Source organism: Solibacillus sp. R5-41, from assembly GCF_002736105.1.
Lineage (GTDB): Bacteria > Bacillota > Bacilli > Bacillales_A > Planococcaceae > Solibacillus.
This window is the reverse complement of record NZ_CP024123.1, coordinates 2,488,982-2,505,526: the sequence shown is the minus strand read 5'-3', so window position 1 is coordinate 2,505,526 and position 16,545 is coordinate 2,488,982. Positions and strand designations below refer to the sequence as shown.

At 36.8% G+C, this 16,545-nt stretch carries 13 protein-coding genes and 1 pseudogene; 10 read left to right on the top strand and 4 right to left on the bottom strand.

What is annotated here, in order from left to right:
* Positions 1-436 precede the first annotated feature (436 nt).
* Positions 437-814: a rhodanese-like domain-containing protein gene (locus CSE16_RS12235; RefSeq protein WP_099424164.1), complete on the bottom strand. Its 378-nt coding sequence runs from the start codon at positions 812-814 to the stop codon at positions 437-439.
* Between the two features lie 202 nt (positions 815-1,016).
* Between CSE16_RS12235 and CSE16_RS12230 the strand changes: the two genes are divergently transcribed.
* Complete coding sequence (locus CSE16_RS12230; protein ID WP_099424163.1) at positions 1,017-1,940, top strand: bile acid:sodium symporter family protein; 924 nt, start codon at positions 1,017-1,019, stop codon at positions 1,938-1,940.
* Positions 1,941-2,126: 186 nt separating this feature from the next.
* On the opposite strand, the gene CSE16_RS12225 is transcribed toward CSE16_RS12230, so the two are convergent.
* Positions 2,127-3,503, bottom strand: a complete 1,377-nt coding sequence (locus CSE16_RS12225; RefSeq protein WP_099424162.1) for an FAD-binding oxidoreductase — start codon at positions 3,501-3,503, stop codon at positions 2,127-2,129.
* 417 nt (positions 3,504-3,920) lie between these two features.
* On the opposite strand from CSE16_RS12225, the gene CSE16_RS12220 reads away from it, so the two are divergent.
* The 7 genes and pseudogenes from CSE16_RS12220 (at position 3,921) to cls (ending at position 11,154) form a co-directional block, all read left to right on the top strand.
* The gene (locus CSE16_RS12220; protein WP_099424161.1) at positions 3,921-4,670 is read left to right on the top strand and encodes a WecB/TagA/CpsF family glycosyltransferase; all 750 of its coding nucleotides are present in this window, start codon (positions 3,921-3,923) and stop codon (positions 4,668-4,670) included.
* Between the two features lie 154 nt (positions 4,671-4,824).
* Positions 4,825-5,538 (top strand): annotated as a pseudogene (locus CSE16_RS21910) (aminoglycoside phosphotransferase family protein); the annotation flags it as partial.
* A 141-nt stretch (positions 5,539-5,679) separates the two neighbouring features.
* The gene (locus CSE16_RS21905; RefSeq protein WP_371514657.1) at positions 5,680-6,543 is read left to right on the top strand and encodes a serine/threonine-protein kinase; all 864 of its coding nucleotides are present in this window, start codon (positions 5,680-5,682) and stop codon (positions 6,541-6,543) included.
* Positions 6,544-6,646: 103 nt separating this feature from the next.
* Entirely contained in the window at positions 6,647-7,114 is a 468-nt protein-coding gene (locus CSE16_RS12210; RefSeq protein ID WP_099424159.1) for a DinB family protein, read from the top strand.
* Between the two features lie 560 nt (positions 7,115-7,674).
* A complete protein-coding gene (gene rsgA / locus CSE16_RS12205; protein ID WP_099424158.1) occupies positions 7,675-8,730 on the top strand; it encodes a ribosome small subunit-dependent GTPase A in 1,056 nt (351 codons plus the stop codon).
* 163 nt (positions 8,731-8,893) lie between these two features.
* Positions 8,894-9,520: a hypothetical protein gene (locus CSE16_RS12200; protein ID WP_099424157.1), complete on the top strand. Its 627-nt coding sequence runs from the start codon at positions 8,894-8,896 to the stop codon at positions 9,518-9,520.
* A 185-nt stretch (positions 9,521-9,705) separates the two neighbouring features.
* The gene (gene cls / locus CSE16_RS12195; protein ID WP_099424156.1) at positions 9,706-11,154 is read left to right on the top strand and encodes a cardiolipin synthase; all 1,449 of its coding nucleotides are present in this window, start codon (positions 9,706-9,708) and stop codon (positions 11,152-11,154) included.
* Positions 11,155-11,471: 317 nt separating this feature from the next.
* On the opposite strand, the gene CSE16_RS12190 is transcribed toward cls, so the two are convergent.
* Entirely contained in the window at positions 11,472-12,389 is a 918-nt protein-coding gene (locus tag CSE16_RS12190; RefSeq protein ID WP_371514478.1) for a methyl-accepting chemotaxis protein, read from the bottom strand.
* A 265-nt stretch (positions 12,390-12,654) separates the two neighbouring features.
* Between CSE16_RS12190 and CSE16_RS12185 the strand changes: the two genes are divergently transcribed.
* The gene (locus CSE16_RS12185) at positions 12,655-14,451 is read left to right on the top strand and encodes a M3 family oligoendopeptidase (protein ID WP_099424154.1); all 1,797 of its coding nucleotides are present in this window, start codon (positions 12,655-12,657) and stop codon (positions 14,449-14,451) included.
* A gap of 61 nt (positions 14,452-14,512) precedes the next feature.
* On the opposite strand, the gene CSE16_RS12180 is transcribed toward CSE16_RS12185, so the two are convergent.
* Complete coding sequence (locus CSE16_RS12180; RefSeq protein WP_099424153.1) at positions 14,513-15,562, bottom strand: nucleoid-associated protein; 1,050 nt, start codon at positions 15,560-15,562, stop codon at positions 14,513-14,515.
* 646 nt (positions 15,563-16,208) lie between these two features.
* Between CSE16_RS12180 and CSE16_RS12175 the strand changes: the two genes are divergently transcribed.
* Positions 16,209-16,397 (top strand): hypothetical protein, encoded by a 189-nt coding sequence (locus CSE16_RS12175; RefSeq protein WP_371514655.1) that lies wholly within the window; start codon positions 16,209-16,211, stop codon positions 16,395-16,397.
* Positions 16,398-16,545: the final 148 nt, after the last annotated feature.

Here is a 16,545-nt window from a genome sequence, read left to right as displayed (position 1 = left end):
TCAATGACCTCCAAAATATAGATGTATTATCATATGGAATTCATTAGCAATTATGAATTGAGGATACTTGAAATGGAAGGTTTCCATTTTGTTCCATTGCTTGAAAAAAATCTGGATGCAATTACGCCGAGACGAAACGGAGTAATTTCCATTAATTTAGGGATTACTGTTGCGTATTCTTAGATAGAATGAAATTTCGTATAAAATGCTGGAAATATTGGAGGTATAAATGGGGTAGTCAGATAGAAATCGAAAACTGACGGATAGAACAACCATTCAAACGGATAACCACAAAAATTCGCATAGGTAAATGACGTGGGATGTTGCAAATCGTAAACTTTGTGTCAATAAATGCTCATTTAGATGATAAAAGTTAATGGAACAGAAAACCTGTTCGAATGCATGCCTTCTGTTCCTTTTTATGCCGTAGATCTATTTATTTTTCCACGTCACCCGTCCAACTCGACATGCCCTGTGCAACATTAACGATAGAGTAGCCTTCTATTTGTAAAATGTCACTGGCTGTTTGTGAGCGATTACCGCTTCGACAAATGATTATATAATTTTCATCCTTTGATAACTCACTATAATCATTGGCTTGTAATGCACTTAACGACTTATTTTGTGCACCTGGAATATGCCCCTCTGCAAATTCATTCACTTCCCGAACATCAAGCACAATATAGCCTTCTTCCATTTTCTGTGCAACTTCATCGATTTGAATCGTCGAATAGCCTTCTTTTTCATCCGAACTACAAGCGGTTAATGCAAACACGGTGATGATTGCAACGAAACCAACTAACCATTTCTTCATCTGGATCCCCCCTAATTATAGTACCTACAGGGGTATTATAGCCTATTTATTCTATAAAGAATAGGAGCTTTTTGGCACAATCTGTGGCTGAAAAATGAATAAATATTCTGCACCAACAGCACAAATAATATGTTTAATGTAAAAAAAACAATATATGCTACAATTGAATATGAATTTTTTTACTTGAAAAGAGGCGAAAATCATGGTTCAACAACTCAATCAATTTATTCAACGATGGATGCCTGTACTAACACCGCTTAGTTTAGTAATCGGTGTACTATTAGAAAATATCGGGGGACATTTTTTATTTTTAGTCCCGATTTTATTTGCCTGTATGACATTTATCAGTAGTCTAAATTTAAAATTTCGGGATATCAAAGTGTTTAAGGAATACCCGAAAACAATCTTATTCATCATCGCATTTTTACATATTTTAATGCCATTATGGGCGTTCTTTCTAGCAGAAACGATATTTGATGATCGCCTATTATCGATTGGTTTTTTACTGTCGGTTGCAGTTCCAACTGGTGTCACAAGCGTAATTTGGGTGACGATTAGTAAAGGGAATTTACCATTATGCTTAGCCATTATTTTAATTGATACATTACTTGCGCCAATTTTAATGCCAGTGACGCTTCATTTAGTCATTGGGGAAACAATTCATTTAGAAACAACCTCACTCATTCTTGATTTAATTTGGATGATTGTACTCCCGTCTATTTTCGGCATACTAATCAATGAATGGACGAACGGTGCACTGCAAGAAAAACTAGGGAAGCCGCTATCCCTTATTTCAAAGCTATGCTTATTTGGCATTATTATGATAAATAGTAGTGCGATTGCGCCGTATGTGAAAACAATTAATGGTGAATTAGCAGCGGTAATCGGCTTAGTATTGTTTGTTGCGATTTCAGGTTATACATTTTCGCTTATTATATCCCGTCTTTTTTGGAAATCAGGCGCGGACCAAGCAACATTTGTTTTCAATGCAGGCATGCGAAATATCGCTGTAGGTGTTGTAATTGCGACAACGTATTTCCCTTCAAAAGTAGCGATGCCTGTCGTTTTCGGTATGCTCTTTCAACAAGTTTTAGCTTCAGTATTTTATAAAATAATCCGAAAGTAAATATTCACCGGCAGCATAAACAATTAGAATAAATCAAACTGCCTTCTAGCACAATACATAGCTAGAAGGCAGTGTTATTAATTAATCCTTGGCAAACTCTTGTCCAGAATTTTTTCGAGTACATTCGAAAAACCTCTCTAAAAATCTGTGACATCCACTGGGGGCTATGGGGCCAACACGATGTTGTTATAGCAATTTATTGGGATTCATAATGTTTTTCGGATCAAGTACTTGTTTGATTGCCTTCATTACGAAAAGGGCATTGCCATGTTCCTGCTGCTGATAGCTCCTTTTCCCAATACCGACTCCGTGTTCACCTGTACAAGTCCCTCCGCGCTTTAGTGCAAAGTCTACTATTTGTTCATTCACTTGTTTGGCAGCCTCAACTTCCACCTTATTATTTAAATCAATCATAAGCAGGGCGTGGAAATTCCCATCCCCAACATGACCCGTAATGCCGCCTGTTAAACCGGACAAATTCAGAAGTTCCCTCGAATAATCAATGGCGCCTGCTAATTCACTAATCGGCACACAAACATCTGTTGACATCAGCTTTTTTCCAGGGCTGGCATGGATAAAGGCATAGGCGAGATTGTGGCGGGCCGTCCACAGCTTATTGCGAGCGGCTGTATCCTTTTCAAATTGAAGGTCCGTGCACTGAAACTGCTGTAAAATTTCTGTGGCAAATTCAATATCCTGCTTTAAGCCCGCTTCATTACCATGAAACTCTAAAAATAGCGTCGGTTTTTCTGGATAATTCGTTTCACTGTAAAGATTCGCTACATGAATCGAAGCCGCGTCGACTAATTCTACGCGACCAATTGGAATACCAGCATGCTTTAATGCAGTTACCGCTTGAACAGCAAGTGCAGTCGTAGCAAAGACGGCTCTACCTGCAACTTCATGCTCCGGAATGCCATAAACACGCAAAGTCAGCTCAGTAATACAGCCTAAAATACCTTCTGAACCGACAAATAAGCCATTTAAATGCAGTCCAGAGGAGGATTTCGAAGCGGAATTTCCTGTATGTATGATCTCGCCATTTGCGATGACAACTTCCAAATCGCGCACTTGATCACGCATGACACCATATTTGACGGCGGTTGTACCACTTGCATTCGTAGCAGCCATACCGCCTAGTGTTGCATCTGCACCAGGGTCGACGGAGAAAAATAAGCCATGTTTTTTTAATTCTTTATTCAACTGCATTCGCGTAACGCCCGGTTGAACTTTTACAAGTAAATTTTCAGGTTCAATTGCTAAAATTTGATTCATTTCATTAAAATCAATGGAAATCCCACCGTCATACGGAATAATATGTCCTTCAAGACTAGTGCCTCGTCCAAATGGAATAACGGGAATTTCATATTCATGGGCAATTTTAATAATCGCGCAAACATCTTGTGTAGAACGAGGAAATACAACGAGATCCGGGAGTGCCGGCTCGTGATAGGATTCATCCTGTCCATGTAGTGTACGAACAGTCTCATTATCCGTCACTTGCGCAGCTGTTAAACAATCCAATAGGCGAAGTTTTACTTTATCTAATGTTTCAATCGTCATCCATACCGCTCCTTTTTATTGAATATTCAGATAAATAATACATGAAATTCCATAGAATGTAAATGGTTCGCCAGCTTGAAGTGGGAAATTTCCATTTTAATAGCGTTTTAGTCGAGTGAAATAATTATTGATTTCCACTTTTTTCAACCTTCATAATAGGGCTCGTTATTTTTATCTTTGGGTTGTTATTAATAGTGCATAACCAAAAGTTCGGGAAAACAAAATCAATGCCACGTTTTCAGCCGTAAATGAAGGAACGGTAAGCAGTTCCTTCACAAAATCAAGTTCAAAGTTCGTCTGCCTTTAATTATTGCAACATTCGGGCTTATAACAGAAAAACACTTAACAATAATTGGATATTTAAGGTATAATTATTTAGTGATACATATAAAATAAGAGGTATTTTGGGGTGAATTTATGAATAAAACAGTCGAAATATTAGGAATTCCTTTTTCGAATATGACACTAAATGAAACACTTATTTTTTTAGAAAAACAAATAAATGAAGAAAATTCAAAACTCTTACATCTTATTACGATAAATCCAGAAATCACTATTAACGCCCAATCTGATTTGGAATTCCAGAAAATTGTAAAAGAAGCGGATTTAATTACAGCGGATGGCATAGGAATTGTACTTGCATCAAAAATTAAAAAAGATCCAATTGTTGAAAGAGTAACAGGGTTCGATTTGCTGCAGCGTTTACTACAAAAAGGTGATAGACAAGGTTGGAGTTTTTACTTTTTGGGGACAGATGAACAAATAAATAAAAATGCAGTCCAGCAAATAGAAAAACACTATCCTAATGTTTTGATAGCAGGAAGACATCATGGCTTTTTCTCAAAGGAAGAAGAACCACAAATTATAGAGTCAATAAAGAGCGCAAGTCCAGATATCTTGATTGTAGCAATGGGGGCACCTTACTCGGATAAATGGATTTATAAATATAAAGAAGAGCTATCGAAAGTGAAGGTTGTATTCGGTGTTGGAGGAAGTTTAGATGTAATCGCTGGAAAAGTAAAAGCTACCCCAGAAATTTGGAAGAAATTAAATTTGGAGTGGTTACACAGGTTAATCACTGTTCCTGTTGCTAACGGGCAAAAATCAAGGTGGTTAAGACAAACAGCAATACCAAAGTTTATATTTCAAGTATTGAAGAATAAATAAACAACGATTCAAAGTAATGGAGTTTTAGTTGAATAGATTTTCTGCAATTAGGCTCATTTCTTGAATTAGAATTTGTGCCTTTTTGTAATCGAATCGTATTGTAGAACAATTTTAATTTACTAATGAAAGAGAGTACTAGTTAAGGGGGAAAACTATGATCGATGTAAAAAATTACGCAACGTTTAAAAAAATTAAACCAATCAACAAAGGCTGGTCTATTGATAAAAAGTACTATATTGAAACCTTGATAGGCGAAAAGATGCTGCTTCGGATAGCCGATATTTCAGAATATGAACAGAAACAGCATGAATTTGAAATGATGAAACGATTAGCAGAAAGTGGTATACCGATGTCGCAGCCTGTTGATTTTGGTGTTTGTGACAATGGCAAAAGTGTATATTCGCTTTTCACTTGGTGTGACGGTGAAGATGCAAAGATTGTGCTTCCTAAGATGACCGAAACGGAGCAATATGAACTTGGCGTGAAATCGGGACAAATATTGAGGAAGATTCACAGTATTCCCGCGCCAAAAGACCAAGAACCATGGGAAACCCGTTTTAATCGCAAAGCAAACGACAAAATCCAAAAATATAATGAATGTGGCATAAAATTAAACGGTGACGATAAAATCATTGCCTATATTGAGGTGAACAGACATCTACTTGAAGGGAAATCACAATGCTTTCAACATGGTGATTATCACGTGGGGAATATGATTATTTCGCCAGAAGGAGAATTGAGTATAATCGATTTCAACCGTAATGACTATGGCGAACCATGGGAAGAATTTAATCGCATTGTATGGAGTGCTAGTGTTAGCCCACACTTTGCCACAGGACAACTAAATGGATATTTTAACGGTAGCCCACCTGTTCAGTTTTTTAAACTTTTGGCATTTTATATTAGTAGTAATATGCTGTCATCAATACCGTGGGCAATTCCTTTCGGTGAAGATGAAGTGAGAATAATGAAAGATCAAGCAAACGATGTGCTCACTTGGTTTGACGGGATGAATAATACTACGCCGACCTGGTATTTGTCGGATTTTTACATTCAGTACATAAATAATATACCATACAAATTAAAAACTCCCTTTGATATGTCTTTCATAGAGCAATATGGTAAGGTTTTCAAAGTTTATGATGATCAGGATTCGGGTAATATCTGCTTCGGCGTAGAGAGTGATGGTAAGAAATACTTTATTAAATTTGCTGGCGCACCGACAGAACAATATTCTGGTAAACCCGAAGATGCCATAGCACGGCTAAAATCCACTGTATCTATTTATCAGGATTTAGCACACCCCAAATTAATAAGATTTATCAAAGCGGAGGAAGTAGGTGGAGGGTTTGCTTCTATTTTTGAATGGACAGACGCCGAGTGCATGGGGAGAATGTATCCACTTTCCAGAGAAAAGTTCTTACAAATGCCAGACAACACAAGACTAGAAGTATTTAACGACATACTTTCCTTTCACATTCATGTTAAAAAGCAAGGGTATGTAGCAATTGATTTTTATGATGGCAGTATAATGTATGACTTTGGCATAGGTAGAACATTGATTTGTGATATTGATTTCTATTCTAAATCGCCCTATATCAATACGATGGGGAGAATGTGGGGTTCTTCAATCTTCATGTCGCCTGAGGAATTTACACTTGGTGCAACTATAGATGAAATAACGAATGTGTATTTAATGGGAGCTACCGCGTTTGCTCTGTTTGGAATGGGTAAAGATAGGTCCATCGAAAAATGGCGATTGAATGACCAATTATACAAAGTGGTGTTAAAGGCGGTAAATGTTGACAGGAAAAATCGTCAGCAATCACTTGCGGAGTTTGAGTGCGAGTGGAAAAGGGCGTGTGATAATTAAGTTGTAGAGTGATTTAACTATCAGGCAATTATATTGAATAAGGACTAGGAATTTGAGGACAAAAAGTGAATTCCTTACTAGGCTAAAAAATGGAGTGGTAACAATGATCAAATTTTTCGAGTATAACTGGCAGGTAAGAGATGAATGGTTTACCTGGTGTAATCAATTATCAACTGAAGATTTGTTAAAAGACCGTATTGGGGGAGTAGGAAGTATTTTATACACCCTATTTCATATTGTAGATGTAGAGTATAGTTGGATTCGTGCTATTGAAGGTAAAGACGATGTGGTAGTCGAGTTTGAGGATTATAATACCCTTGAAAAAGTTAAATCTCTCTCAGATACATTTCATAAGGACATAGTCGAGTTTCTACAAAAAAATTCAGATGAATCAAGTGATAAACTTGTATTTGTACCTTGGGATGAAGCTAATTATACAAAAAATGAAATATTACATCATATAGTTGCCCACGAAATTCATCATGTTGGTCAACTTTCTATTTGGGCAAGAGAATTAAAATTAAGTCCAATTTCGGCTAATTTTATTAGAAGAGGCTTCAAATTTGTTTGATATTTCTCCGAGTAAGCTGTGCGGCTCATATGCTTGAACCAGCCAACCGCAAATCCTGTAAGAATTTTTATTCGCATATCATTCATGTGACTGTAAAAAGTTGCAATTTCTATATAGTTGCCCATTTACAATGGATGTTTAATGGGCGGTAGTCAAACTTTCCGCAATGTTAACATACAAAACGAGTGCTTCATAATTAGCACAACTAACATTTTTTTGAAAAATTCTACGGAGAGCTATTGACAATAAGATACAATTGTTGGTAAAGTAAAGGTAATTAATTTGAGAGAAGGTGATGTAGGATGACAAATGTAGCAGAGAGTGTAAAAAAGCAATTCAGTTTGTCACCAATTACATGCCTTTTGTGTGCTGATTTTTAATCGTGCATACCTTTTAAATGTGCATCGTAAACCTTGTGATAAGCTGAGTTGCTTATCATAAGGTTTTTTTCATGGAGAAAAACGTAAAAAATACAAATCCATAAAAAGAAAGGCTTTCAATCTGCACGATTCGTGTGGATGTTGGCCGAATACTAGATGTCCATTTAGGAGGAAAAAACATTGAATTTAAAACAACTTGGGTTTACCCCATTTTTTGAACAGCAACTTGAACAATTAACGGTAAAAAATACAATTCCAGCACGTGTACTATTAGAGCATAAGCATTCATACCGCGTGTTAACAGAAAACGGTGAATGGCTCGCGACGGTTTCAGGAAGCTATGCATATCAATCCTTTTCACGCGTCGATTTTCCAGCGGTCGGTGATTTCGTATTAGTAGAACAAATGCCAGGTGAGGAAAAAGCAATTATCCATCATTTATTGGAACGAAAATCGAAATTCTCACGGAAAATGGCGGGTCTTGAAATTGATGAACAAATCGTTGCAGCGAATATCGATATAGTATTACTTGTCATGAGCATCAATGCCGATTTCAACATTCGCCGCTTAGAACGCTATTTAGTCGCGGCTTGGGATTCTGGCGCAACACCGGTCGTTGTTTTAACAAAAGTGGATCTTTGTGACGATGTAGAGCCATATATTCGAGAAGTCGAGCAAGTTGCTTTTGGCGTTGAAATTATTGCGTTAAGTGCCGTTACTGGAGAAGGGTTAGATGTATTACGTGCCATGCTCACAGAGGGAATAACGGCCGCGCTACTCGGTTCATCTGGTGCGGGGAAATCGACATTGACGAACGCATTATTAGCGACTGAGCAAATGAAAGTATCGGACATCCGAGAAGACGATGCGAAAGGGCGCCACACAACAACGCATCGGGAGTTAGTCGTTTTACCAAGTGGTGCGTGCTTAATTGATACACCTGGAATGCGTGAGTTGCAACTATGGGATCAAGGCGATAGCATACAGGCGAGCTTTTCTGATATTGAGGAGCTTGCTCATAAGTGCCGATACCGTGATTGCACACATAAAAACGAACCCCATTGCGCGGTGCTTCAAGCAATTAATGAAGGAATATTAGAGGAATCCCGATTAAAAAACTATTTCAAATTACAAAAAGAGGCTGCTTACATCGAAAAGAAAACAAATGTTGCTGCCCAATTAACAGAAAAAAGAAAGTGGAAGCAAATTTCGAAAGGGTTGAAAAAACAGAAGTAGGCCGCTTTCAATGACATAAAATGAATGAGAGGATGTTTTCAAGAGAAATTTTGAAAACATCTTTTTTCAATACGTAAATTTAGTAGGAATTTTTGATTTTTTATGTAATTTATCCCGACAGAGTTTATAATATAATAACAAGTTAATTATGGAGGAATTTTTGATGGTAAATTGGTTTCAAGTTATTTTATTAGGGCTTGTAGTTGGAATTGCATCAGTTGTATTTAATCTGCCATTTGGTTTATGCGTGGCATTTATTGTCGCTATAGGGCTGCTTTCTATTGCCAATATGTTATATAAAGCATATTTTTCAACGAATATGAAGCAGGTTAAAAAATACATAGAAAATCATAAAAAAGATCCATTTATGAAATACATGCTTACATTGGAAAATGGAACAAAAGGAGAGGAACTGGCAGCGATGGATGATGTGATTGCCCATTATAAACAGCCATCTATGCAAAATACGTTTGAGATGAACCGAGCGATTTTATTAGCAGACTATAAACGAGCAAGTGAATTTGCGGAGAAGCTGAAGAATGCACAACTAAGAACATTTGGGAAAGCAATAATCGCTGCGGTGCAAGGAAATGAAGAGCAACTGGCTGAGTATGATTTGAAACGCGAGTGGATGAAATATGCGGTTGAGGCAGAACTGGCTTTAGCGAAAAAAGAACAGCAACGTTTTGAACAGGCATCGGTAAAAGCAGTAAATGCTTCGAAAGGTTTCCAACGTTTTTTACTCATCCATTCATTCAAAAAGTCCAAACTTGAGAACGGTTGGAGTTAAAGCCGGGATGAATTAAAAATCGCCTACCAAATAAAAGGTGGGTGGTTTTTATTTGAAAGTAGCTTTCAGGCGATTGACGAAAAGTTCAGCCTGGAATATTTAGAATCCATACACAGAACTTACAATGAAGCATTATTTTAACTGGATTTGTAAAAGGTGTATATGGATAGAATTGGAGGAAAAAAATGACGTTCGTTGGTATTTTTACAATTTCGATTTACATTTTAAACTTTTTATTCGCACTTTTGGTCGTATTTATTAGTCGTAAAAGTCCATCATCTGCATGGGCATGGTTATTAATCCTATTTTTCATTCCTATTGTCGGCTTTATGTTGTATTTATTGTTCGGTCGGAATTTACGAAAAAAGCATTTTGTACGGTGGATGACGTTTAATCAAAATGAATCATTACCTGTATTCAAAGAGCAGCTACAACAATTACATGATAAAGCATTTGAATTTCCAAATGCGGTGACAAAAGAACACCAGCAATTAATTCAAATGAATGTCGATTACAATCAGGCGCTATTAAGCACACATAATGAGGTGGATATCTTATCAGAAGGGAAGGACAAGTTTGATGCCTTAATAAAAGACATTGAGCAAGCAAAAGAGTCCATCCATATGCAATATTATATTTTTAAAATGGATCAGATTGGAAAAAGTATATATGATGCCCTCGTATTGAAAGCGCAGCAAGGGGTCGAAGTGAAAGTAATTTACGATGATTTAGGCTCGCGAGAATTAGAGAAAAAGCATTTTCAGGCGTTAATAGATGCTGGTGGAGAAGTAGAAGCCTTTTTCTCCTCATATTTCACTTTATTAAATCCCCGAATTAATTTCCGAAATCATCGCAAGCTTGTTATTATTGATGGGCAAATTGGCTATATTGGTGGGTTTAATGTGGGAGAGGAATATGCGTGCCTGAACGAAAAAATCGGATATTGGCGGGATACGCATTTAAAAATTAAAGGTCATTCCGTTTACAGCATGCAGGCTCACTTTATTTTTGACTGGCATCAAGCACGTAATGAAATGATTGAGGAAGCGGATTTGAAGTATTTCCCAACGTTTGAAGTGGAAAATTTGTTGCCGGTTCAAATTGTTTCAAGTGGACCCGATACGGAATGTGAGTCGATCAAAAATAGTTATATTCGAATGATTTTAAGTGCGAAACGGTATATTTACATTCAATCGCCGTATTTTGTTCCAGATGAAGCCTTTTTACATGCGATTCAAATTGCTGCTTCTTCAGGAGTGGATGTGCGCATTATGACACCTGCTGTAACCGATCATCCTTTCGTTTACGGCGCTAACTCGGCTTATGGTGGGGAAATGCTAAAATTCGGTGGACGCATATTCCGCTATGAAAAAGGGTTCCTCCATGCAAAAATGATGGTTATTGACGATGAAATTACGACAATTGGCACAGCGAATATCGACGTGCGCAGTTTTAGCTTAAATTTTGAAATTAATGCGATTTTATTTGATGAAGAACTTGCTATTAAATGCCGAACTCTTTTTGAAAAAGATCAACAAAATAGCTTTGAGATGACAACCGAGCGTTATGAAAATCGTAGCAATTGGACAAAAATCCGTGAAGCTGTATCTCGATTAATTTCGCCAATATTATAGTCAATGATTTATAAGTAGGGGGCAATCGCATCACCATATAGACCGGGGAAGCTTCCTATTTTGCGAAATGCTCTTTCTAAGATTATGTTTTTACTAGTTATTTAAAACTAAGGCGCTAAAATTAAAAATGTCTAAACGTTGATTTAACAGCGTTTAGGCATTTTCAATTTCGAGTGATATTGTTGTAAATAGTTTTTATCAGACAGTGCCAAAATACCTCATATTTCTTCTTGATTATGCCATGTCATAATTGGCTAATTTTCACGTATTAATAATCAGTATTGTACATATCGATAAGAGACGTCTACTTAAGCAAGTTAAACTATTTCTATAAATCGATTGGAACGATCATCTAATTCCTCTGCAGCAGAAGCGATTTCAACAAAGTCTCTTGTTGTAATATTAATTTGCACATTCGTTTTCTCGACCTTGTCAGATAAACGTGTAATATTATCGGAAACTTGTCCTATTTCATCTACTATGCCCTCTATATTATCTTTCACTTCTGAGATAGATTGCTCAACTCTTACTGAAAGTTTTCTAACCTCTTTTGCTACAACATCAAAACCTCGTCCATATTCACCTGCCCTTGCTGCTTCAATAGCTGCATTTAATGCTAGCAAATTTGTTTGAGATGCAATTTCTTGAATCGTCTTGACAATACCTTTAATAGATTCAGCATTCCTTTGTAACTGTGCCAAATTTTTTACGTTTTCCTCAGACTCTCTAGAAATTTGTTGAATTGTTCCAAGTAAATCTTCACTATTTTTTATGCCTGCCTCTGAACGACAATAAAGTTGTTTAGACATTTGCTTCAAATCATCGGCAACATTAATAATTGTGTTTTGTCGTTCTGTTATATTTGTTGCGATTTTAGATACGCCAATCACTTTTTTTGAATTATTCGCAAAAACGGGCATATAAGTAGCTTCAAGCCAAATGTGATTCCCAAATGCATCCATTCGTTCAATTTTATCTTGATAACTTTTACCAGCGGTTAAGCTACGCCAGAACTGTTCATAGGTTGCACTTTGAACAAAATTGGGGAAGCAAAATTCCTTATGGTGTTTCCCTATCATTTCTTCGACTGTATAGCCCATCGTTTTCGCAAAGAGTTCATTCACATAGGCCACTTTTCGATCCATATCAAAGCGGATAATAGCTACGTTACGTTCAATTGCTTGAACAACTAAATCATCCGTTACTTGTGTGTTTATTGATTGTGTAAAATTCACCTTATATTTCCTCCTTTTCATCTTTATCCCTAAATTAAAACATAATAATCATACCTTATTAACTCAACTTTCGCATTCTAATTTGTAAATATCAATGCTAATAAACGAAAGGAAAAGGTGGAAACTTCAGTTCATCAGCAATAGGTTTAAAATAAAGTCTCTAACTCAATTTTATTTCTATTATCGAAATACTTCTATACAAACACGCAAAGAATTTAGTAAAATAGGAATTGTACTATTATTCTGAAAGTGAGGCGTGTTTTTTATGAAAAACGTAAAATATCAAGAAGTATGGGATTTAGATGTATTCTTTCCGGGTGGAAGTGCGTCCCCTGAATTAAAGCAACATATTGAAAATTTAACACCGAGATTTGAGCAATTAACAGAAAAAGTGGCGCAATTTGATTTGCCAAAATCAACAGATGCTGCGGGTGAAATAGCTGCCATTTTAGAAGAAATTAAAGAAGCATTCATGCATGTTTCTCAAGCGGGTGCAGTTCTTTCATGCTTAACTTCTCAAGATACAACTGACCGTGAAGCGGTGTTATTACAAGGTCAATTATCTGGAGTAGCAGCGAATTTCTCTCCAATTTTAGAAAGCTTCAATCAAAAATTAGGTCAAATCGAGCAATCAGTATTTGATCAATTACTTGCAACAGAAGAGCTTTCACCATTTGCCTTTATTTTAACGGAGTGGCGCGATAAATCGAAATTGTCATTATCTGAGGAAGAGGAAGCGCTCATCTCTGCATTAGGTGTGGACGGTTATACCGCTTGGGGCCAAATGTATACTATGTTAATTGGTGATATTAAAGTAGAGGTAGAAGTAGATGGTGAACTGAAATTACTTTCGGTTGGACAGGCGAATAATTTAAGTGGCCATGCGGATCGCAATGTACGTAAAGCGGCGTTTGAAGCATTAGAAAAAGTGTTTACTGAGCGTGAGGAAGTTTTTGCGAAAACGATTAACCATCTGGCAGGCTTCCGTCTAGCGGTTTATAAAAAGCGCGGCTGGGATTCGGTTTTACAGGAGCCGCTACAATATAGCCGTATGAAGCAAGATACACTCGATGCAATGTGGGGCGCGATTACTTCTCGTAAAGCGACTTTTGCAAACTATTTAACACATAAAGCATCACTTTTAGGACAAGAAAAGCTAGATTGGTTTGATTTCGATGCACCAGTAACGGATTCAACGACGAAAGTTAGCTATCAAGAAGGTTCTGAGTTCATTTTAAAACATTTCGGTCGTTTCGGTACGGAAATGGAATCTTTTGCACGTACGGCATTCGAAGATGGTTGGATTGAAGCAGAGGACCGTGATAATAAAGGAGCTGGTGGCTTCTGTACAGGCATGCCATTATCCGATCAATCCCGTATTTTCATGACATATTCTGGAACAATGTCAAACGTTTCAACATTAGCACATGAACTTGGCCATGGCTTCCATACGTATGCACTACGTCCTGTGCACCCATTAAATCGCCGTTATGCTATGAACGTAGCTGAAACAGCGTCGACATTTGCAGAAATGATCGTGTCCGATGCAGCGGTACAAGAAGCAGCAAATGAGCAAGAAAAAATTGCATTATTGGAAGATAAAGTACAAAGCTCTGTAGCGTTTTTAATGAACATTCATGCACGTTTCTTATTCGAAACACGCTTCTATGAGGAACGCAAAAAAGGGATGGTTTCTTCAAAGCAATTAAATACCTTAATGGAAGAAGCGCAAATTGAAGCACATGCTGGTGGATTAGGCGAAACGCATCCACATTTCTGGGCATCTAAAATGCATTTCTATATTACAGGCGTGCCATTTTACAACTTCCCTTACACATTTGGCTACTTATTCTCACTTAGCATTTATGCAAAAGCGAAAGAAGAGGGTAAAGGATTCGAGGAAAAATACATGGCATTATTACGCGATACAGCCGTTATGACTGTGGAAGATTTAGCAATGAAACATTTAGGCGAAGACATTACAAAGCAAGAATTCTGGTTAAAAGGCATCGCGTTATGCGAAAAAGATGTTGAAGAATTTATTACATTAACATCAAAATAATAAACCACAAATAATAAAAGGCAGACACGTGATTCAATTAACGTGTCTGCCTTTAGTTTGTTTAATTTTTCCGTAAAGCAAATTGTAAATCATCTGAATTTTTAATCGTGATTGTGTACGTACCACTTATTTGGTCGTGGTGAATATCAATTTGATTCAGACTTTTATCGTATTTAAAAACGATTTCATTATTTTCGGATTTATACACGACTTGTAAGTCATCCCGTTTCGCTTCAAAATTAGGTGTGAAACTTGGATTTCGTTCGGTAAATTCGTTGATAAATGTTTTGGAATGCTGCGCGACATAGCTTTCTCGCTCTTCCTCAGGTGCGATCGCTTCATAAATCGAATGCACGGAAGATTCTAACTCGATGTATCTACCGTTTTCAAATTCTTCATCAATTACTTTTTGTAAAAGAGGTGCCTTGTCCTCTGCTAATGTAGGTTGGATCGTTTCATATAGTTCCTTCATCAACATCTTCGTTTTCTTTTTATCCGTTGCAACGGGAGTCGCCTGTAAAAAGGTTTCCATGAAAAATTTAGCAGGTTCGCCGTCGGATTGTTTGTCAAGTACATATAAGTTTTCTTCCATGGCATTGTAGTCCATGCGAATAAGGGCACATTTTTGAACGCGGCTAAAGGCATCTGGTAAAATATTTTCAATCGTTTTTAAATCTCGTGTTTCCAAATCAATTTGCACCGCATCCTGTGGGTCGATTTTCAGGAAAAGTAAGTACTGCTCTCCAATTAATTCCACATGAGCGACGAAAACTGAGCCATTACTGCTCGAAACATTTTGCATAATTTGGAATAGCTTATTGGATAAATCATTCGTAAGCGATAAAAAATGCGTGTCATCTGGATATTCGATGTAACGATTCATCTTTGTTAAAATATCATTATCCGAATCTAAAAATTTGCACGCAACGGACTTCGGACTATTCAATGTCGCATCAATATATTGTTCGAAAAATTGTGTATAGACGTCTTGTTCAAGTGTGGATAAATCCATCGTGTTTTGCGCGGCCATAAAGCGGTTTTGCTCCATATTAATGACCGCAATGGCCATACGCTTCATTTGGATGGAAAGATCTGTTTCTACTTCAGTCATGATGATGTAGCTCCTTTTAGTCGAAATCTGGACGAATTTACGTCAAAGACATAATTGCTATTAGTATAGCGGATTGTGTAAAAAATGCATAGCCAGGCAATCGGTTTTACAAATGTCAACACCTATGCTATGATTTAATTATGTTATTTTAGATAGTAGTATATATAAATTGGCGTTCCACTAGTGTTTTTGAAGATACTTTTTCACACTGGCGCATGCTAAAGGGCTGCAAGGACATAGTAGCAGGTTGGGACTATGTTGCTTAAGTTAGAAAAAATTAGTAGAATTTTACCGCGGTTAAAACAGGAGCTATAGGCTTCTAATAATAGATAAATTCCCCGGATGATCGGGTTGAGACTTTGATTTATTTATAAAACTATCTATCAAATACTAAAGGGGTGCCTTCTTAATTGAAGGTGCCCCTTGTCCAATTTAAAAGGGACTATTTTTAGAGAGTAATAGGCAGAGGTGTGTAGGGTTAGACTGCAGTTTACTTGTAAAACAGGTTAAATGCTATTTTAGAACACCGTAGCTACAAATTATTAAATTAATTCCAATAGTAATCCCTCATATTTGCTTTTCTGTTTTGTTAATTGGTATCGCTTAAGTATAGATTTTCGCTAAATGGCTAATCTATTTTATGGAGGTGATATTTTTGACAAAAGATAATCGAGGTAAAAAAAAGGTAGGTCGAGAAGAGTTTGGTTACGGGTACGACATTAGTCCTGATGATTTAGGTGTAATTGGAAAGAATAATCAGGCGAAAAAGCAAAATACGGGTGAAAATAAGGCAAAGTCTCAAAATAAAACGAATCCCGCAACATTAAATGAATAAGTTAGGTCTGCTGATTAACTAATTTATTCCAATAGAAATACATTATAAAAGAGGGATTCTCTAGTAAAATGTTAGTTATAACACATACTTTTTACGTAAAGAGAAATCCCTCATGTAAAATGACGGGATTTTCGGGCTAATCCTAAAA